This is a genomic window from Acinetobacter lwoffii (assembly GCF_052078135.1).
Lineage (GTDB): Bacteria > Pseudomonadota > Gammaproteobacteria > Pseudomonadales > Moraxellaceae > Acinetobacter > Acinetobacter lwoffii_Z.
This window is the reverse complement of record NZ_JBQGUZ010000007.1, coordinates 85,496-105,784: the sequence shown is the minus strand read 5'-3', so window position 1 is coordinate 105,784 and position 20,289 is coordinate 85,496. Positions and strand designations below refer to the sequence as shown.

Annotated in this window: 18 protein-coding genes; 11 read left to right on the top strand and 7 right to left on the bottom strand. The window is 45.9% G+C overall.

The features are described 5' to 3' along the window. Positions 1-118: 118 nt before the first annotated feature. Entirely contained in the window at positions 119-2,182 is a 2,064-nt protein-coding gene (gene ppk1, locus ACTL4S_RS06710; RefSeq protein ID WP_441298994.1) for a polyphosphate kinase 1, read from the top strand. Between the two features lie 94 nt (positions 2,183-2,276). Here ppk1 and ACTL4S_RS06705 read toward each other — a convergent pair whose 3' ends face one another. Further along, on the bottom strand, positions 2,277-3,530 hold the full coding sequence (locus ACTL4S_RS06705; RefSeq protein ID WP_441298993.1) for a hypothetical protein: 1,254 nt from the start codon (positions 3,528-3,530) through the stop codon (positions 2,277-2,279). 77 nt (positions 3,531-3,607) lie between these two features. Here ACTL4S_RS06705 and serB point away from each other — a divergent pair, with 77 nt between their 5' ends. From serB to ACTL4S_RS06690, 3 genes are all read left to right on the top strand, one after another. Next, positions 3,608-4,828 (top strand): phosphoserine phosphatase SerB, encoded by a 1,221-nt coding sequence (gene serB, locus ACTL4S_RS06700; RefSeq protein ID WP_441298992.1) that lies wholly within the window; start codon positions 3,608-3,610, stop codon positions 4,826-4,828. 414 nt (positions 4,829-5,242) lie between these two features. Beyond that, on the top strand, positions 5,243-5,578 hold the full coding sequence (aciT, locus tag ACTL4S_RS06695) for a ciprofloxacin tolerance protein AciT (RefSeq protein ID WP_004647188.1): 336 nt from the start codon (positions 5,243-5,245) through the stop codon (positions 5,576-5,578). Between the two features lie 141 nt (positions 5,579-5,719). Further along, a complete protein-coding gene (locus tag ACTL4S_RS06690) occupies positions 5,720-6,199 on the top strand; it encodes an SCP2 sterol-binding domain-containing protein (RefSeq protein ID WP_004647189.1) in 480 nt (159 codons plus the stop codon). Between the two features lie 108 nt (positions 6,200-6,307). Here ACTL4S_RS06690 and dtd read toward each other — a convergent pair whose 3' ends face one another. Next, a complete protein-coding gene (dtd, locus tag ACTL4S_RS06685) occupies positions 6,308-6,748 on the bottom strand; it encodes a D-aminoacyl-tRNA deacylase (RefSeq protein WP_005245638.1) in 441 nt (146 codons plus the stop codon). Between the two features lie 227 nt (positions 6,749-6,975). On the opposite strand from dtd, the gene ACTL4S_RS06680 reads away from it, so the two are divergent. From ACTL4S_RS06680 to asd, 5 genes are all read left to right on the top strand, one after another. Beyond that, a complete protein-coding gene (locus ACTL4S_RS06680) occupies positions 6,976-8,490 on the top strand; it encodes a catalase (RefSeq protein ID WP_441299016.1) in 1,515 nt (504 codons plus the stop codon). A gap of 185 nt (positions 8,491-8,675) precedes the next feature. After that, a complete protein-coding gene (locus tag ACTL4S_RS06675; protein ID WP_005105317.1) occupies positions 8,676-9,206 on the top strand; it encodes an ankyrin repeat domain-containing protein in 531 nt (176 codons plus the stop codon). Positions 9,207-9,325: 119 nt separating this feature from the next. Further along, positions 9,326-10,531 (top strand): nicotinate phosphoribosyltransferase, encoded by a 1,206-nt coding sequence (gene pncB, locus ACTL4S_RS06670; RefSeq protein ID WP_004729084.1) that lies wholly within the window; start codon positions 9,326-9,328, stop codon positions 10,529-10,531. Positions 10,532-10,715: 184 nt separating this feature from the next. Next, positions 10,716-11,564, top strand: a complete 849-nt coding sequence (locus ACTL4S_RS06665) for a sulfurtransferase (RefSeq protein WP_441298991.1) — start codon at positions 10,716-10,718, stop codon at positions 11,562-11,564. Continuing rightward, on the top strand, positions 11,561-12,412 hold the full coding sequence (gene asd, locus ACTL4S_RS06660; protein ID WP_441298990.1) for an archaetidylserine decarboxylase: 852 nt from the start codon (positions 11,561-11,563) through the stop codon (positions 12,410-12,412). The genes ACTL4S_RS06665 and asd overlap by 4 nt, the downstream gene beginning before the upstream one ends. A gap of 319 nt (positions 12,413-12,731) precedes the next feature. Here asd and ACTL4S_RS06655 read toward each other — a convergent pair whose 3' ends face one another. Both ACTL4S_RS06655 and argS read right to left on the bottom strand, forming a co-directional pair. Further along, positions 12,732-13,349, bottom strand: a complete 618-nt coding sequence (locus tag ACTL4S_RS06655) for an SPOR domain-containing protein (protein WP_441298989.1) — start codon at positions 13,347-13,349, stop codon at positions 12,732-12,734. Positions 13,350-13,608: 259 nt separating this feature from the next. Then, positions 13,609-15,399 (bottom strand): arginine--tRNA ligase, encoded by a 1,791-nt coding sequence (argS, locus tag ACTL4S_RS06650; protein WP_441298988.1) that lies wholly within the window; start codon positions 15,397-15,399, stop codon positions 13,609-13,611. A 259-nt stretch (positions 15,400-15,658) separates the two neighbouring features. Here argS and ACTL4S_RS06645 point away from each other — a divergent pair, with 259 nt between their 5' ends. Next, positions 15,659-15,946 carry a DUF2798 domain-containing protein gene (locus tag ACTL4S_RS06645; protein ID WP_441298987.1) on the top strand — a complete coding sequence of 96 codons (288 nt, stop codon included), beginning with the start codon at positions 15,659-15,661 and terminating at the stop codon, positions 15,944-15,946. A gap of 88 nt (positions 15,947-16,034) precedes the next feature. On the opposite strand, the gene ACTL4S_RS06640 is transcribed toward ACTL4S_RS06645, so the two are convergent. The 3 genes from ACTL4S_RS06640 to ACTL4S_RS06630 are packed head-to-tail and all read right to left on the bottom strand — an operon-like array spanning position 16,035 to position 18,491. Then, positions 16,035-17,336: a DUF445 domain-containing protein gene (locus ACTL4S_RS06640; protein ID WP_441298986.1), complete on the bottom strand. Its 1,302-nt coding sequence runs from the start codon at positions 17,334-17,336 to the stop codon at positions 16,035-16,037. Positions 17,337-17,347: 11 nt separating this feature from the next. Next, positions 17,348-17,899 carry a CC0125/CC1285 family lipoprotein gene (locus tag ACTL4S_RS06635; protein ID WP_004729097.1) on the bottom strand — a complete coding sequence of 184 codons (552 nt, stop codon included), beginning with the start codon at positions 17,897-17,899 and terminating at the stop codon, positions 17,348-17,350. A 52-nt stretch (positions 17,900-17,951) separates the two neighbouring features. Beyond that, the gene (locus ACTL4S_RS06630; RefSeq protein WP_253100176.1) at positions 17,952-18,491 is read right to left on the bottom strand and encodes a DUF924 family protein; all 540 of its coding nucleotides are present in this window, start codon (positions 18,489-18,491) and stop codon (positions 17,952-17,954) included. A gap of 211 nt (positions 18,492-18,702) precedes the next feature. Between ACTL4S_RS06630 and gshA the strand changes: the two genes are divergently transcribed. After that, on the top strand, positions 18,703-20,280 hold the full coding sequence (gene gshA, locus ACTL4S_RS06625) for a glutamate--cysteine ligase (protein ID WP_441298985.1): 1,578 nt from the start codon (positions 18,703-18,705) through the stop codon (positions 20,278-20,280). Positions 20,281-20,289 lie beyond the last annotated feature (9 nt).

The window sequence follows — 20,289 nt, the reverse complement described above, 5'->3', positions numbered from 1 at the left end:
TAAAATATTAATTTATATGGATTTATCGAACTTTGTAACATAAGTGTCATGAAGTCTGCCTAAGATCGCCCCTCAATGATGTGAAACAACAGACTGTAATCAGCAGCATTGAGAGGGCATGGAACAATTTCAGCATTCGTCAGCGACCTATTTTAATCGGGAACTTTCCTTATTTGAATTTCAGCGTCGTGTCTTGGCACAAGCACTCGATCCGAATTTACCGATTTTAGAGCGCTTAAACTTCCTGATTATTTTTTCCCGTAACCTGGATGAGTTCTTTGAAATCAGGATTGCCGGGCTGATGAAACAGCAAGACCTGAATGCGACTACCCGGACGCCTGATGCTGTACCCACCGAGCTGGTTCTACAACAACTGTCCCAGTCCATTCATGCCACAGTTAACAAGCAGTATGAGGTTCTGAATCATGCAATTCTGCCTGAACTCCAGGCGCAGGGTATTCAGTTTCTTCAATATCAGGATCTTCTGGAAAAACATAAGGCCTGGATTGCAGCCTTTTTTGCCAAAGAAGTGCAACCGGTACTGACCCCGATCAGTCTGGATCCTTCACATCCTTTTCCACGTTTGGTGAATAAAAGTCTGAACTTTATTATCAGCTTGGAAGGTAAAGATGCCTTTGGCCGTGAAATCGAGATGGCGATTGTGCCGGCACCACGTTCCTTACCGTGCCTGATTAAAATTCCGGAAGATGTCACCGGAAACAATACCACCCAGATCTTTCTGACTGCGATCATCCAGCAGCATATCAGTGATTTGTTTCCCGGCATGAAAGCGACCGGATGTTATGCCTTTCGGGTTACCCGCAATGCCGATCTGGTATTGTCGGAAGATGTTGACGATCTGGCAGTGGCCTTAAAAGATGAACTGTGTTCGCGCCGCTTTGGTCGTGCAGTACGTCTGGAAATTGAAAATGACTCTCCACAGAACATCATCGACTATTTGCTGGATGAATTTAATCTGACGGAACAGGAACTGTACCGGATTGATGGACCAATCAATTTGTCCCGCCTGAGTACCAGCTTTGAGCGTCCGGAATTAAAGTATCCGCATTTTAGTCCGGTGATTCCCAAAATTTTCCGTAAACAGAAAAGTATTTTTGAAATTTTGAAAGCGCAGGATGTGCTGCTGCATCATCCTTTTGACTCATTCCAGCCGGTGATTACTTTGCTGCGCGAAGCGGCCAAGGATCCGGCGGTGCTGGCGATCAAGCAGACCCTGTACCGCAGTGGTCCGGATTCGGAAATTGTTCAGGTGCTGGCAGAAGCCGCACGGAATGGCAAGGAAGTCACAGCCGTGATTGAACTGCGGGCACGTTTCGATGAAGAATCCAATATTATGGTGGCCAATATCCTGCAAGAAGCCGGGGCAGTGGTGGTCTATGGCATCGTCGGTTATAAAACCCATGCCAAAATGATTCTGATCGTCCGGCGTGAAAATCAGGAATTACTGCGTTATGCGCATTTGGGCACCGGAAACTATCATGCCGGTAATGCCCGTATGTATACTGATTACGGCCTGATGACCACACAGCCGGATATCTGTGAAGATGTGCATCGCATGTTCCAGGAACTGACCGGCATGGGCAAAATGGCCAAACTGAAAGCCTTGCTGCATGCACCGTTTACCCTGCATAGCGAACTGCTGAAACTGATTGAGCAGGAAAAGGCATTTGCCCTGGCTGGAAAAGCCGCGCATATCATCATCAAAGTGAATGCGTTGACTGAACCGCAATTGATTGCTGCCCTGTATCAGGCGTCACAGGCTGGGGTGAAAATTGACCTCATTGTGCGTTCAATCTGCTGCCTGATTCCACAAGTCACCGGCATGTCAGAAAATATCCAGGTCCGTTCAATCGTCGGACGTTTCCTGGAACATACCCGAGTCTATTATTTTGAGCATGGCGGCGCCAAGAAACTGTATTGTGCCAGTGCCGACTGGATGGGGCGCAACCTGTTTTCCAGAGTTGAAACCTGTTTCCCGGTGCTGGATCCAGAGCTGAAAAAACGGATTTATAAAGATGGCCTGATCAGCTATTTAAAAGATTGTCACAATGCATGGGAGTTAGATGCCGAGGGTCAGTGGCATAAAGTCCCCTGTCAGGATCCGGCCCAGCCTTATAATGCCCAGCAATATCTGCTGGAACAAAAACAGTTAAAAATTTAAGAGATAGGCCAAGACACACTGGCGTATTTGTTTTGTACCCATAAAAAAGCCGGATGTTGGATCCGGCTTTTTTAATTAAAACATTCAAGGATATTTATGAGGCTTTGGACTGTTTGGATTTTAGAATTTCAGTTCTAAAAGTCTGTGCCAGCTCGGCGCTTTCAGCATCCATCCCATTCACCACAAAAGCGTGACGGGTCAGGACATTGGTTGGATTCGGCATGCTGACCAGCTGGAAGTGATCACTCACATCTTTCAGCAAGGTGTTCGGTACATGTAAGGCACTTTCTTTCGCGACCAGATGCTGAGTCAGGCGCTCAGCGGCCTGTACCGAGCTGAGCTGCATCTCCTCGACTTTAGAAGCAATCGCGCTGCGGGTTTGTAGCACAAAACGTTTTTCTTCACGATAGCGTTTATACAGGACTTCCGAAAGCAGCTGGAACACAGCACTGATCATGGTCAGGCAGGCCAGGGCATTCGGTTTGTCTGCCGCGATACTGATGGTGGCACCTTTTTCATCAAATTTATGTACGGTACAAATATCAGAACTATTTAACTTATAGCGTTGCACACAGAGTTCGGTGGCTTTATTCAGAAAAATCTGGCAAAGATTGAAATAAGGCACCGAAACGGTTTTATTCACGCTATCCAGTAACTGTTTTGGATCGTAGAACTGGATGTTTAAGCTCAGGCTATCGCTCTCCAGTAACGCCGGCTTATGTTCTTTTTCTTTGGCTTTGTTTTTCACTGCCTGTTGGGCTTGGGCAATCGCCAGTGCCGCATTATGCTTTTCCTGTTCCAATGCCTGGGTCAGGGTCTGAATCTCGAATTTCAGTCGCGATTCGTTATTGATGCGCGCCAGATATTCGGTTCGGCTTGGACGTGCCACGGCACGATAAGCGACCCAGAGCAGACCATGAATGATGAACGAGAACAGAATTGCCAGCCATTGTGTGCGCAGAATTTCACCAATACTTGGTTCAATCAGGGTGATTTCAATCACACCGACTTTTTTCTCATTTTGCAGCGCATCACGGACAAAAACTTCACCTTCGCGAGTTTTGGTCAGTCCGCCAGTGGCTAAAACTTGAGCTTTCTCATCCAGAATCCGGATGGAAGCGACACTTGGATTGGTGGCATAACGATTTGCCAGCAACGCCAGAGAAACGCGGTTGGGCGGTTCAAGCTCAGACAGGCTGTCTGTCACCAGTTGACTGGTGATCAGCTGTCCTTGATTGGCACGGTTTTCATTCAGTTGGTGAGTGGTTGCCAATACCAGTAAAAAGGTATGCAGAGCAAAACTTACAATCAATAGGCTAGCAAATAGCCCTTGTCTAGGCGCATTCAACGTAAACTTCCAAGGCAATTCTGTTCAATTTCGATTATGATTCTAACAATAGTTGTAGCTCAGACCCGAGTCAATTCATGCGAGAAATCATTCTTATATCATTCTTAGGACCTGACCAGCCTAATCAATTTACACGATTAATGCAGGTTTTGTCCGCCCATTCCCTACAGATTTTAGATGTAGGGCAAGCGGTTATTCATAATCAGTTAACCTTAGGTATTGTTGTAGCCTCTGAAGACCAGACAGCGACAGCATTAGCCATGAAGGAGATCCTGATTCTAGCACATGATATCGGGTTAACTGTGCGCTTTAAACCGATCTCTGTGACTGAATATGATCAGTGGGTCAAAGAGGGTGGACGCACACGTTATATCGTAACGGCATTGGCCCCTGAATTAAATGCCTCTCATCTGCAAGCCGTGACCCAGATTGTCTCGGGTCAGGGCTTTAATATTGAAACCGTGACCCGTCTGTCTGGTCGCCCCGCTTTAGATGGCCAGAGCAGCGGGCCAAAACGTGCCTGTGTCCAGTTCGGTTTAAGTGGACAAATGCTAGATGCAGCTGCCATGCGTGAGGCCTGTTTGCGTTTATCCACTGAACTTAATGTCGATGTCGCGGTACAGGAAGATAATGCCTATCGCCGTAACCGCCGTCTGGTTTGCTTTGATATGGACTCGACCTTGATCGAGCAGGAAGTTATTGACGAACTGGCAATTGAAGCCGGCGTCGGTGAACAGGTCGCAGAAATTACCGAACGTGCCATGCAAGGCGAGCTGGATTTCCAGCAAAGCTTCCGTGCCCGTGTCGCTTTATTAAAAGGCATGGATGCATCGGTACTTCCGAAAATTGCCGAGCGCCTGACCATTACCGAAGGGGCTGAACGCCTGATTTCGACTTTAAAAGCATTGGGTTACCGTACCGCAATCCTTTCAGGTGGTTTTCAGTATTTTGCGGAATATCTGCAAACTAACCTGGATATTGATGAAGTGCATGCCAACGCGCTCGATGTGCAGGATGGGGTCGTTACCGGTGAAGTCAAAGGCCATATCGTCGATGGCGCACGCAAAGCCTTCTTGCTCGGTGAAATCGCCCAAGAAATGGGGATTTCCCTGGAACAAACCATCGCAGTCGGTGATGGCGCCAATGACTTGCCAATGTTATCCATTGCAGGACTCGGTGTGGCTTTCCGTGCCAAACCATTGGTACGCCAAAATGCCAATCAGGCGATTTCTAGCGTCGGTCTGGATGGGGTGCTGTATCTGCTCGGCGTACATGATAAAGACCTGAACCGTGCATAAGTACAGGCTTTGATTGATTTTAAATGCGACCTTTGGGTCGCGTTTTTTATTGCTTATGATGTGAGTGATATAAGGAATATCTGAAATATGGCTACAAAAACATCGATCATCTTAAACGGAAAAATAATTTTTTCACTTAAAAAAACTACTGATAATTTTGTAATGACACGCCAACATTGGCGCAGTCGTTGATCCACAAAAATGTGAAAAGCAAAAAATGTAATGACAATATAATATCGCGACAAAGTATGTCGTTAGGCTGGATGACAGGACTTTTTTTATGCAAAAAACTCAGCATAATGCAGGCATAGAGATACAAATCAACAGATTCCATTTTATTGATTTAACGAAATTCAATAGATAGAAGCGTTGCAATATCAAGCGGAAACTATCTATCTGGATGGAGGGGGTTATATGGTAACAGCGAATTTAGCAACGATTGTGGGCTTCAGTTTAGTCGCTGTAGCTGTGCTTGCTGTGTTCTTCTCGCCTTATCGTCGCTGGTTAAGCTTTATGGCGGCCGGGATGCTGGTATGGGGCCTGATCGAGGTGATTCGTGTAGGAACTCAAACCTGGTTTGAGCTACCAATGACGTATAGTTATCTGAGCGCGTTAACTGCGGTCATGATGGTCGTGACTGGCCTGTTGTTGCGTGAAGATCGTCGTGCTGAGCGTGCTTTAGCAAAACGCCGTTGCATCGAACATACGCCAGTGTATGAAGACGACCAGCAGCAGCTTTCAAGCCGTTAATTCTACAAGTTGCAATGAAAAAAATGCACCCATGGGTGCATTTTTCAGTTTGGAAATATGATACAAACTGCATAATCCACCTAGTCCAGAACTATGCTAGGATATTTGTCAATTTTCGTACAATTAGAATAGGCATCCTCCATGAAACTGTCATCCATTCCTGTGTTAAAACTTCCTCTTATCGATATGAGTACAGATCCGCTGGACTTACTGGTCGCAGGTCTAGCTTTACGTATGAAGCAGTTGGCACGTACCAGCCCAAAATTCATTGAACTGGTACATGGACGTCAATTCCGTATTCAGATTGGTACGGATGAAGGCATGGCACGTCAGATTATTGTGGATAACGGTCATATCGATACGGTTTCGGGTGATGCTGAAAAAGCTGATTTTGTGTTGCAGTTTGCTGACAGTGAGCAGGGTGTAAAGACCTTGGTCAAAGGTGACCCGACGGCATTTATGACCGGCATGCAAAGTGGCACGATCAAAATGGAAGGTGACTTCGGCCTGCTGGTCTGGTTTAACCAAGTGGCGAAGATGATTCCACCAAAATTGCCAAAGCCAGTCAAAGAAAAAGTGAAAATGGTACGTCAGTTTATTAAAGAAAAAACTGGTAAATAAGAAACTTCCGCTTAGTTCCCCCTCCTTTTTAAAGGAGGGGCTAGGGGAGGATTAAATAAAAAAAGCCCTCAAATATGAGGGCTTTTTGAATTCTGGAATAATTAAAACTTATTCAACTTCCAGATTAAACGTCACCGGCCCATCATTGACCAGATGCACTTTCATGTCGGCGGCAAAAATACCGGTTTGCACATGTTCAAACTGGCTTTGGGCATATTCTACCAGCTGCTCATAAAGTGCTTTAGCCTCGGCAGGCGGCATAGCGGGGCCAAAGTCTGGACGTAAACCCTTGTGGGTCTGTGCCATCAAGGTAAATTGTGAAACCAGCAATAAACCACCGTCGGCCTGGGCAACGTTCCAGCCCATTTTACCCTGTTCATCATCAAAGAAACGGTATTTCAATATCTTATCAATCAGCTTTTTGCCTTTTTCCAGATTGTCATCTTTACCTAAACCTAGAAAAACCAGAATTCCTTTTTCAATTTCCCCAGTGGTTTCACCCTCGACCACGACTTTAGCTTCTAAAACTCTTTGTAATAAGGCACGCATTTTACATATGGACTGCTAATGATAGATGGACGTGATTGTAGCAAAAATAAAATCTGGAGCAGTATGAGATGCTGTTTTTATGAACTTTAAATATCTGAAAATCAATTGATTAATTTTTTTAAATCCATTAAAGCGATTGAATTAATAAAAATAATCTGTTTTATCTGTTTATTGTGTTGGCGTATCTTAGCCCATGCAGGAAAGGTAATAAATTGAGAGATTTAGAAATGTTTAAGCGTTCATTACTGGTTGCAATGATTGCAACTGTCACAGCTGCACAAGCTGCTCCTTTAACTAAAGACAATGGCGCACCAGTCGGTGATAACCAGAACTCGATCACTGCGGGTCCAAATGGTTCAGTACTCCTTCAGGACGTTCAACTGGTACAAAAATTACAACGTTTTGGTCGTGAGCGTATTCCTGAGCGTGTCGTACATGCGCGTGGTACAGGGGCATATGGTGAATTCGTTGCGACCAAAGATCTATCTGATCTTACCCTCGCTTCATTGTTCAAAGCGGGGACTAAAACTCCAGTTTTCCTACGTTTCTCTACCGTAATTCATGGTAAAGGTTCACCAGAAACTCTACGTGACCCACACGGTTTTGCATTGAAATTCTACACTCAAGAAGGTAACTGGGACTTGGTCGGTAACCAGACACCGGTATTCTTTATCCGTGATGCAATCAAGTTCCCGGACTTCATTCATGCCATGAAGCCAAGCCCAGTAACGAATGTCCAAGATGCTAACCGTGTGTTTGACTTCCTGTCGAGCCAGCCATGGGCAACCAACATGCTGACTTATGTGTATGGCAAGCAAGGTGTTCCAACTAGCTATCGTGAACAGGACGGTTTTGGTGTTCACGCTTACAAACTGTATAACGACAAAGGCGAATACAAGTACGTGAAATTCAACTTCCGCTCTAAACAGGGCGTGAAAGGCCTGAACGTGAAAGAAGCGGCTGAACAGCAGGGTAAAGATTTCAACCACTTGACCAATGATCTATATGACAACATCTATGCGGGTAATTTCCCGAAATGGGATCTATATATTCAGGTGATTGATCCTAAAGATCTAAACAGCTTTGATTTTGATCCGTTAGATCCAACCAAAATCTGGCCAACTGAGCTGGTACCAGAAACCAAAGTCGGTACTTTGACCCTGAACCGTATGCCGAAGAACTTCTTCAATGAGACTGAACAGTCTGCATTTGCGCCAGGTAACTTGGTTCCGGGCATCGAGCCATCAGAAGACCGTCTGCTACAAGGCCGTATCTTCTCTTACTCAGATACCCAAATGTACCGTTTAGGCGCGAATCACCAGCAAATTCCGGTGAACCGTCCAGTGGTAAATGTGAACAACAATAATCAGGATGGCTACATGAATATCTCTGAGCGTGACTCGGATGTGAACTATGAGCCAAGCCGTAAAGAGCCAAAAGCTGCCACTGAAAAAGCACGTGCGGTACAAACACCATTATCTGGTCATGTACAGCAAATTGGCGTGAAAGAGCAGAACTTCAAGCAGGCAGGTGAGCTGTACCGTTCATACTCGGCTAAAGAAAAAGATGACCTGATCATGAACCTTGCTGCTGATTTAGGCGCAGTGAAAGATTCAGAAACCAAGCACATCATGTTGTCTTACTTCTATAAGGCAGATGCGGACTACGGTACACGTATGACCAAGGCGGTAAACGGTAACCTGGCGACTGTTAAAGCCAAAGCTGCAAAATTAAAAGACTAATCCCGATTGGTCTTGAGGAACTGGTGACTAGGGCATAGCGCATCACCTCCAAAAAGTCCTGTAATACTCCAAACCTTTCCTGCACCCTAGGGGGAGTTTTACAGGCACTCCGTTTTTTATCTCATCTCAGGATAATTCAGTCTTTCAAGACTTAAATTCCCCTTCGATTTCTGCTGGAGTTCATCATGAAAGTTATGTCATCTATGTTTTTAGCCAGTATTCTCACGATAGGTTCCGCATTCGCAAACGTGACTGTCGCGAAGGAGATCTCCCCCGCTAAAAGCGTGGACAATATTCAGATGAACTCACAACAGGAACTGGTCGACCTGTTCTTTGCTGCCGCCAAAATTGGCAATAGCGAAGTTATCAACGAATTTTTAAAACATGGCTTTCCGGTCGATGTACGCAATAAAGACGGTTATACGCCACTGATGATGGCAACGTATTATGGCCATCAAGCGATAGTCAGCAGTTTGCTTAAACATGGTGCCGACCGCTGTGCTCGAGACAATCGAGGCAATACGGCCTTGATGGGGGCTTTATTCAAGATGGAATTTGCGATTGCCAAGCAGTTGCGTCAGGTGGACTGTGATGTCCAGGCGCAAAAAACCGGACAAAAGACCACAGCCGAATTTGCCAAGGTCATTGGCCAGGAAAAACAGCTACAGAAACTGATTCAGGAACAGGAAAAAGCTCAGACCAACACCCAGAAATAAACCGGGTTATGCTTCTGATACTTTTGTCGCAAATACAGCCAGCTGTACGTAAATCCTGCATTATTGCATGACTTTTTATGCTTTAATGAAGAGATAAGCACAGCGATATTCCCTTAGTTATGGCTCCAATTATCCATTCTCTGTTAGATACTGACTTGTACAAATTCACTATGTTACAAGTGGTCTTACACAAGTTTCCGCAAACGCATAGTGTCTACCATTTCCGTTGTCGTAATCTGGAAGATACAGTCTATCCACTGACGGATATTCTGGATGACCTGAATCATCAACTGGACCTGCTGTGTCAGCTCAAATTCAAAGAAGATGAACTGCAATATTTAAGAAGCTTACGTTTTATCAAAAGCGATTTTGTGGATTATCTGGAACTGTTCCAGCTCAAGCGCCGTTTCATCAAGGCCAGTATCGACAGTCAAGGCCGTCTGGATATTGTGGTGGAAGGCCCGATGGTTCAGGCGATGATGTTCGAGATCTTCGTACTGGCGATTGTCAATGAACTGTATTTCAGCCGCATTCGCACGCCTGAAGTGTTGGCTGAAGGCGAACACCGTTTAAAAGCCAAAATCGAGCTATTAAAACAGTATGATGCTGCGCAAAACCCCAATGATCCACCATTCTTGGTGTCAGATTTTGGTACGCGTCGCCGTTACAGTTTCGATTGGCAAAAGCATGTGGTCGAAGAATTTCACAAAGCCGCACCGCATGTGTTTCGTGGTACCAGTAATGTATTGTTAGCCAAAGAGTTGGGCATTACCCCGATTGGCACCATGGCGCATGAATTCCTGCAAGCTTTTCAGGCGCTGGACGTACGTCTGCGTAATTTCCAGAAATCTGCACTGGAAAGCTGGGTACAGGAATATCGTGGTGACCTGGGCATTGCCCTGACCGATGTGGTTGGGATGGATGCCTTCCTGCGCGACTTTGACCTGTACTTTGCCAAACTGTTTGATGGCTTGCGTCATGACAGCGGCGACCCTTATGAATGGGGTGACAAGGCCTATGCACACTACAAAAAGCTGAAAATTGACAGCAAAACCAAGATGCTGACTTTTAGTGATGGCCTGAATCTGGAAAAAGCCTGGAAATTGCATCAGTACTTTAAAGACCGTTTTCAGGTCAGTTTTGGGATTGGCACCAATTTGACCAATGATATGGGACAAACCCCACTCAATATTGTGCTGAAACTGGTGGAATGTAACCGTCAGTCAGTGGCCAAAATTTCGGATAGTCCGGGCAAAACCATGACGGATAATGATACGTTCCTGGCCTATTTACGTCAGGTTTTTGAGATCAATGAACCTGCTTAAGTCAGTTTGAACAATTCATAATTTTTAAGAACCGTTTCTAGATAGAGGCGGTTTTTTTATGCAAGCTTATTTAAGACCAAGGTTTAGCTAAAATCTTGCTAATCATCTGCAAAGAAAGCACATCAGTGTAAAAACCAGCTGTGCTAAGATCAACAGGATTTGACCAATAATAGCCATGATAACGATGACCGCTGCAGCTTTTAATTTTGGCCTGCTGATTGAGGCAGAAGATTTAGTTCCCTATTTGGGCCATGAAAAACTTCGTATTGTCGACCTGAGCCGTGCCTCTGTGTATGAGCAGCTGCATATTCCGCACGCCTTGCATTTAAAGCCTAAACTTCTGGTGCGTCAGGAAGAAACGGCAATGGGACTGTTGCCGGACGCGGAAGGCTTGCAGACTCTCATTGATTATCTGAATATTTCTCCTGAACATCATGTGGTGGCTTATGATGATGAGGGCGGGGCATGGGCAGGGCGTTTGCTCTGGAACCTGCATTGTCTGGGTTTTGAAAATACCAGCCTATTGAATGGCGGGATTCATGCCTGGCTTGGTGCCTGTTTGCCGACTTCTTCCAATCAGGAACAGTTTGCGCCAGTGAAAAACGTATTGCAGGTCAATCTTGACCATCAAGCGAATTTTCAGATTGGCTATGATGAACTGCGCCAACAGGTTGAAAATCAACAGGTTCAAATTTGGGATTGCCGCACGCAAGATGAATATACTGGCCTACGTTTAGCGGCTCGACGCGGCGGTCACATTCCGGGAGCACGTCATTTTGAATGGAGTACTGCCCTTAATCGCGAAAATCATTTAAAATTACAGCCTTTACCACGTACTCAGCAGCGTCTGGAACAACTGGGCTTTGATTTGAATCAACCCGTTGTGGTGTACTGCCAGTCCCATCACCGCTCAGGTTTGGCCTATATTCTGGGTCGTTTACTGGGCTGGAAAATTCGAGCCTATGATGGTGCGTGGAGTGAATGGGGCAACTGCCTCGATAGTCCAATCGCTACAGGGGAGCTGCCATCTTGAGCATCACGTCACGTTTAAAAAAACAGTTTTTTATTAAAGCTCAACGATTAGTACCGCAACATCGCTTGTCTCGGGTGGTGGGTAAAATTGCCGCCAGCGAAAACCCGATTATCAAAACTGCTGCAATTACTGCCTTTAAGGCGCAGTATGGTATTGATATGTCGATTGCTGAACAGGCCAATGCCCTGAAATTCAAATCATTTAATGAATTTTTTACGCGTGCCCTAAAAGAAGGTATCCGTGCGGTTGATCCAGATGCTACGAGCATTGTTTCGCCTGCAGACGGTGCGATTTCCCAGCTGGGTAAAATTGAAAATGGTGATGTGTTTCAGGCCAAAGGCCAGAAATTTACCGTTGAAGCTCTGATTGCTGACCCGCAACTGGCCGAGCCATTCAAAAATGGTGAATTCGCGACCGTGTATTTGTCGCCACGTGATTATCATCGGGTGCATATGCCATTTGCCGGAACATTAACTGAAACGCTATATGTTCCAGGCGAGCTGTTCTCGGTCAACCAGGTGACCGCAGAAAACATTCCAGGCCTGTTTGCACGCAATGAACGTATGGTCTGTCTGTTTGATACTGAAATCGGCCGTATGGCGGTGGTATTGGTGGGTGCGATGATTGTGGCGGGTATTGAAACCGTGGCAACCGGCAAAGTGAAGCCTTCAGGCCGGATCGAACTCAATCAGCATGACCTGTTCCTGGAAAAAGGGGCAGAACTGGGTCGTTTCTACCTCGGTTCAACGGCAGTGATTTTATTTGAAGAAAATAAAATGCAATGGGATGCCGCGTTCAAGGCCAATTCTTTGGTGAATATGGGTGAAGCGCTGGGGCATACTCTATAAGATACTTTTAACCTCTTGTTACCTCCCCCTTTGAAAAAGGGGGATCGAGGGGGATTAAAAATTTTAATTTCCTTCTCTTGCACTTTAATTCAAAGCATTGCTTTGAATCTCGCTCAGGGAGGAGCTTAGATAGAGGGTCTTTTAAAATGACTTCTCACTTGCGAAGCAGTGCTTCTCATCTCCTAGAAGGTGAGGGAACTTCCCCCCTTTCTAAAGATGGATTTAATTTTTAGCTAATCCCTCCCAGCCTCCCTTTTAAAAGGGAGGAGCTAAAAAGCAATAAAAAAGCGCCTGATGGCGCTTTTTTATTTCTAGAAATTTATCTTTTTACGACGATGGAATCAATCCCGCTATTCTGCAAGGTTTGCTGCGCGATAATTGCTGCTTCGGCAGAATCATAAGGGCCTGAAACCACGCGATACCAGACTTTACCATTTTCTACATTACGCACCACATCGGCAGATAAACCATTGAGAATAATTTCAGCACGGCGGGCATCGGCCTGATCCGGATCATCAAAGCTGCGAACTTGCAGAATATAACTGGCCGGAGCGGCAACGGGTGCTTCGCTGGCTTCTAAACCAGGCTCAGTTGTGGTCGCCTCAGGTGTAGCCACTTCAGGTCGAGGTGCTTCTACAATCACTACCGTATCCTGATTTTTGTTTTCAGGGACGGCCTGTTCAGGAATCGGCGTCACTTGCTGTTGTGGTAACAGGTCATAAAAACGATAATCTTTGTTGGTATCTTCTTCTTGGACAGATTCAGCACTTGTTTGAGTTTTCGGTTTAACCGGTTCCCATGGCTTCCAGAGCATCAGTGCCATCAAAAAACTTAACACGATTAAAATGATCACGAGTGTGCCGAGCCAGGTTGGAATAAGTGGCTTTTTAGGCTTATTCGGTCTTTCAGATACACCGCGTTGCGTTTTTCCAAACACTTGGGATTTTCCTCTTGTTAATCGGGACATATAGAAAAGGTATAACAGCAGTTATGCCCCTACTATCACTTCATCCTATGTGATCAGGATACAAAAGTCATCCTCTAGATCACAAATCACACAGAATTTTAATTTGTCTGTATCTTCAAGCACATAGCTAAAGTTACAAAATGTCTGCTCAGCAGATAAACGGCAATGTTTTGCTTACATGCTCACTTCGAGCATAGCTCTTGTCTTGCATCAATGTAAAAGCAGTGCTTTACATTGATTCAGGAGCTGACACACCTAAAAGTTCTAAACCGTTACGCAGTACCTGACGCACGTTCACTGATAACAATAAACGTGCTTGAGTCAATTCAGCATCATCACCGAGTACTTTATTGTCGTTGTACCAACCGTGGAACAATGCTGCCAGCTCTTTCAGGTAGTTACCAATTTGATGCGGTTCATAGCTGTTTGCAGCACGTACCAGAATTTCTGGGTAGGCAGCCAGCTTGGCCAGGATTTCAGTTTCAGCATCAAGCTCCAGCTTAGCCGCCAAATGACGTGCTGCTGTAGCATCAAAGTTGACATTGGTAGACGCTGCTTTTTCTAACATACGGCAGATACGGGCATGTGCATACTGGATGTAATACACGGCATTGTCTTTGCTTTGTGACACAGCAAGATCCAGATCAAAGTCAATGTGCTGTTCAGATTTACGCATTACGTAGTAGAAACGAGCAGCATCATTGCCGACTTCTTTACGCAGGTCACGCAAGGTCACGAACTGACCTGAACGAGATGACATTTGTACCATCTCGCCGCCACGCCATAGGCTCACGAACTGAACCAGAAGAACCGTTAATTTTTTCGAGTCATAGCCCAACGCATCAATGGCCGCTTTTACACGTGCGATATAACCGTGGTGATCCGAACCCCAGATATCGATGATATCGGTATAGCCACGTTGTAACTTGTTCAGGTGGTAAGCGATGTCAGACGCGAAGTAAGTGGTCTGACCATTACGACGTTTCACGACACGGTCTTTTTCATCACCGAATGCAGTGGATTTGAACCAGATGTTGCCATCCAGTTCATACAGGAAACCACGCTGGTCTAAAGTCTGTAAGGCTTCTTCAATTTTGTCTGTCAATGATTCTTCGCTGAACCATTGATTGAAGGTTACACCAAACTCGCCGAGGTCATCTTTAATATCATCTAAGATTGCTTTAAGCGCGGCTTGCAAGAATACGCGGTAGCCTGTGCCAATTAACGCTTGTGAATTAAAGATCAAACCATCAATGTGTTTTTCTTTATCACCAGACAATACGACTTTATTGCCATCAGCATCTAATTCGGCTGCAAACTGTACATCTTCAGGCACATCTTTATACACGTCGGCCACAGGACGGACATAAGCATCGCCATCCTGGTCAATAATGCTTTGTGCAATTTCTTTTACGTAGTCACCCTGGTAGGCATTTTTCGGGAATACCAGTTCCTGACCCGTTAATTCTAAGTAGCGCAGATAAGTCGAAGTCGCCAGAATGTCCATTTGACGGCCAGCATCATTGACATAGTATTCGCGATCGACTTTTGCACCGGTCGCTTCAAGCAAGTTCGCAACCGTCATGCCATACGCAGCACCACGACCATGACCTACGTGCAGGCTAGAGGTTGGGTTGGCAGAAACGAATTCAACCTGAATACGTTTATCCGCATTGACCTGGGTACGACCATAAGTCGCCTGTTGTGCCTGGATTTGATCAAGGACTGCAAAGCGCTGGTCAGCATTCAGGAAGAAGTTAATAAAACCAGGACCGGCAATTTCTGCCTTGCTGATATCTGCCACTTCAGGCAGGGCAGCAAGAATTTTTTCCGCTAAATCACGTGGCTTCATACCCGCAGCTTTCGACGCGATCATGGCAATATTCGACGCAAAGTCACCATGGCTTCGGTCTTTGGTACGCGTCAAATTACTTGTATTGTTCCAGTCAGATGGTAGTACGCCTTGTGCCTGTAAAGTGTGCACTGCATGATCGAGAGCTGCTTGTATTGCCGTATTCATAATCAGTCGAAAATAGAGATCGCAGAAAAACAGCAAATATAGCAAATTTCAGGCTGTTTAGGTAAAAGCATTTCTCGGGAATAAAAAGTGGAGGATCACTTCGTCAGAAGTTTTTGACTAAAGAAAGGGAAAATCAACGGATTAATCCCGTGAAAATAAAACCAGTTTTTAGCTCAACATTTCAGATGAAAAAAACAATGCTTCACCGTACAGAATTTGGCTTATATTAGTCATCTGAAAACAGTAAAAAGAGCATGTCGTGGCTGCATCACAACGTCCGACCATTATCGGTCATATTCCCAAACTTCCTGCAAAATGGGCATTGATTATTGTGCCGTTTATCCTGTCCTGCCTGATGAGTGGCATTATTTCCATGATCAATATGCTGCGTAATCTCGGCTGGATTGAGGGATTTATGGCACTCTGGTTTCACAACTGGATGATTTCCTGGGCGATTGCTTTCCCGATTGTGGTGACCTTATTGCCATTCGTACGCAAATTCACTGGGCTATTGGTCGATATGTCCGGACCTCAGCCACCCAAGTAATCATTTTTAGAATCTTAAACTTGATCTGGCTGGAGTCAATTCTTGGGTATTTTAAAAGTCGGGCTGTATGGGGCGAATAGCGTCATCTTTAAATTAAATGCTCTACTGCCGCCCGGATGATCCCGAGCACCAGACCGATACAGGCACCGACCACGACACCATTGACCCGGATCATATGCAGATCACCGCCGACTTCATTTTCAATCTTGTCGATCATCTCGCTTGAATCCCATTCGTGAATGCGCTCGCTGATAAAGCGAATGACTTTTTCACTGTACTGGTCACTCAGGTCCACCGCAATTCCGCTGAGACGTTTATTCAGCAGCTCACGAACCGAGGCATTCGAGATAATATTTTCTCCGACCTGTTGAATGGCAATTCTGAGATTTTCCGCAATACCCGAATCAGGTTTTTGCAAGTCTTCCTTGATCGCATCACATAAAATCACCACCGCACCGCTGATAAAATTCAGCACTTGTGGGCTATCCAGTAAGGCATCTTTGGTTTCATTCAGACGCTGGCTGGCTTCACTGTCATTATCTGCCAGCTGTAACATCCAGTTATGTCCCATGTTCTCAATTTTAAGTCGCCATGGATGATCTGGATCGGCCAGCATGGCTTCAACGCGCCCGATCACGGAATCAATACTGCGTTGCTGCACGTCAATCCCGATCCAGCTGGCGCCTTTGGCCAGCTTCCACACGCCCATTTCCTTAAACAGGTTACGGGTCAGCTCACGGGTTTGTTCCGGATGCGAAGTCATCCAGGCATGTACCACATCCAGTCCGCGCTGTAGTACATCCTGATGGAAATCATTGTCCAGAACGGCATGCAGCATTTCGCTGGCTAGGGTATTGATCTGGGTATTTTTGACCCATTGCACGCTGTTGCTCTGGATAAATCCGGCAATCTGTTCCTGTCCGACAAATTCAAAAATTTTAGGCACCGTCTGTTGAATGACCTGAGTCACTTGGGCATTGTTTTGTGGATTGGCCAGCCAGCGTCCTGCAGCCAGACTCAGGTCGGTACTGTCCAGACTGCGCTGTACAATTTGCGGAGAAAGAAAATTTTCCTGCACAAAACGGCCCATCGACTCTGCAATACGGGCCTTGTTACGTGGAATGATTTCGGTATGGTCACGTAAAAACTTGGGAATGGGCAATCTGCCAAAAGGGTTACGAAACAGCACGGTAATCGCATACCAGTCCGCAAGACCACCGACCACACCCGCTTCTGCCGAGAGCATCAGAATATGAATGAGCCAGACATATTCAGGTAGCAATTTGGCTGCCACCATCAATGCCAACCAGGTCAGTACGGCGACCACCAGGGCGATGGTCGCGAAACGTTTACTGCGTTGTAAGCTCGGGGAGATACTCTCTGTCTGCATAGATCATCCTGTCAGGAGGGATTGGCCGGTTGCGGTTGCAGCACTGCACCGGATGGACTTAAACCATATTTAGCCCCAAGTGAATGTAAAATCAAGCGGGCATCAAAGGCATCTTGAGGCGCCTGATTGGCCTTGAAGCATTCAATGGTATAAGCCACCTGGGCAGGATCCAGAGTCACGGTATAAGGGCGGTCATAGAATGGGTCTGGCCAGAATCCCGGATATCGGCGGTAATACCCGTAAGGATAAAAGCTTGGCGCCGGATAGACGATGGCTTGCCGTGGAGGTTGCTGGGTGCGGTTACTTGGATCATTCAGTACTCTGAAGAATTGAAAACCATTTTGTACGGTAGTCTGTGCGGCTTTGAGCAGGGTAATTTCTTCAGCTGTGCCAAAGCTCATATTGGGACGGGCCTGAAAGCTGATACGGTAAGTGTTGCTGTTGAGGGGAGTGGTACTGTAGCGACCTAACTGATCAAATGTTAAGGGCTTTGAGGGTGTGGTTGCACAGCCAGTCAGGCTGATGGCAGCAATCACACTCAATCCCAGTAGCATGTTTTTCATGTTCGATCTCCTGATGCAATGATCCAGTCCAGACAGCCGGTCTTAAAAAATCTTAAAAACTGCTATCGGGCTGGGTCAGGAAAGTAAGTTCTTCATCGGTCGATGCACGACCCAGAATCTGGTTTCGGTGCGGGTAACGTCCAAAGCGGTCAATAATGACCTTGTGCTTTTTCTCGAATTCCAGATTGGTCGGATTGCCCAGACGCTGAAACAGTTTTAAGGCGAATTCATGAATCAGTTTGGATTCGCTGTGCATAAATGGCATATACAGAAAGGCACGCTGTTCCGGACTGAGCTGTTGATCCAGGTTCAGGCTGATGGCTTCCTGAGCCAAGGCCAGTGCCAGACTGTCTTGGGCGAAAGCTTGGGGAGAATCACGGAATAAATTTCGTGAAAATTGATCTAGCACAATAATTTCGGCCAGCCGACCTTCTGCTGTTTTACGCCAGCCCCAAAGTTCAGCCCGGGCTGCCTGCTGATGGGTGCTCATGAACTGCTGCGCAATACTTTGGTCGAATTCATGACTTTGGCTAAACCATAAGGGCTGGCTGTCCGCATGAAACCAGAAGTCTAAAATATCTTGATAATTCATAATATTTACAATTCATTAGCATCTATTTGTTAATAAAATCACAAATTTTCCATGTCTTATAGAGGAAGTTTGTGTTAAAAATTTGCCAAATTAAAAATCAATAGTTTGCCTGAAAACTAGGCAGCCTGTCATGTGCCGGCATGAAATCACGTTATACTGATTAAACCGATGATTTTAATTTAATAATTTAGCCCCCTTAAGCGAGATTGTAATGAGTCAACCTGAATCGACTTCCCAAAATGTATTACCAACTTGGGTCGAGTCGTCACTCATCAAAGGCATGTTGCGTGGTATCGAGCGTGAAAGCTTGCGTATGCAAAGTGATGGTTTCCTGTCACAGGCAGCGCATCCTCGTGCCTTGGGTTCAGCCTTGACTCATCCACATATCACCACAGACTATTCCGAAGCGTTGATGGAGTTTATTACTCCGCCACAGGACAGTATTAAAAAAGCACTGGACTATCTCAGCGATATTCATGCGATTGTGCATCGTCATCTGGAAAATGATGAAAAGCTCTGGCCTTTGTCGATGCCATGTATGCTGGACAGCCGTGATGACAGCATTCCGCTGGCACAATATGGCAGCTCGAATATCGGTTTATTTAAAACCCTGTATCGTCATGGTCTAGGTGTGCGTTATGGCCGCCGTATGCAGACGATTTCAGGCGTGCATTACAACCTGTCTTTCCCGGACCATCTCTTCGAGGCACTGCAACAGCAGGAACAAGATGAAGCACTCAAAGCATTGAGCTTGCAGGATTATCGCAGTCATCGCTATATGGGCCTGATCCGCAACTTTATTCGTCTGACCCCACTGGTGATGTTCCTGATCGGGGCCAGTCCGGCGGTCTGCCAGTGCTTTATGACTGGCCGTGATCATTTCTTGCTGCCATTGGTCAAAGGCACCTTGTATTCGCCTTATGCGACTGCACTGCGTATGGGACGTTTTGGCTATCAAAACTCTGCACAGAAACAGCTCGGTATTCACTACAATAATTTGCAGGACTATCTGGACGGACTGCAAAAAGCGGTCAAAACGCCCTATAAACCGTTTAGTCGTTTGGGATTAGATGATTCCAATGGCCAGCCGATCCAGATCAATGATCATGTGCTGCAAATCGAAAATGAATATTACAGCTTAGTGCGCCCGAAACAGGTGCCGCTTGAAGGTGAAACGCCGTCACAGGCACTGGAAAATCGTGGGATTGCCTATGTCGAGCTGCGTGCAGTCGATGTCAATCCATACAGCCCGATTGGCATTAATGAAGATACGGCCGGCTTCCTCGAAGTCGTAGCCTTGTACTGTTTATTGCAGGACAGTCCGGCGCTCCTCAGCAATGAACAGGATATTATTGAACAGAATCAGGCCGAAGTAGTGAACCGCGGTCGTGCGCCAAATGCGGCAATTATGGAAAATGGCCAGTCTTATCCGATTGAAGACTGGTGTGCCATGCATTTGCAACGCATGCACCCCTTGGCCAAGCTGTTAAATTCAGCCTACGACAGTACTCTATATACCGATGCATTAAAAACCATGATGATCCGGGTCGATGAAGTCGATGCCACCTTGTCTGCTCTGGTGGTGGGTGATACACGTGAGCAGGGCGGTATGTGGCATTTTGGCCAACATCTGGCCCAGCAACATAGCAGTGTCTATGAGGAACATCAGCTCAGTCCGGAAACACTGGCTTATTTTGAAGAAATGTCACAAAAGTCATTGCAGCAGCAACAGCAACTCGAGCAAGATAGCAGCGTCAGTTTTGCTGATTATTTAGCCCAATATCGATAAAAAATAAGG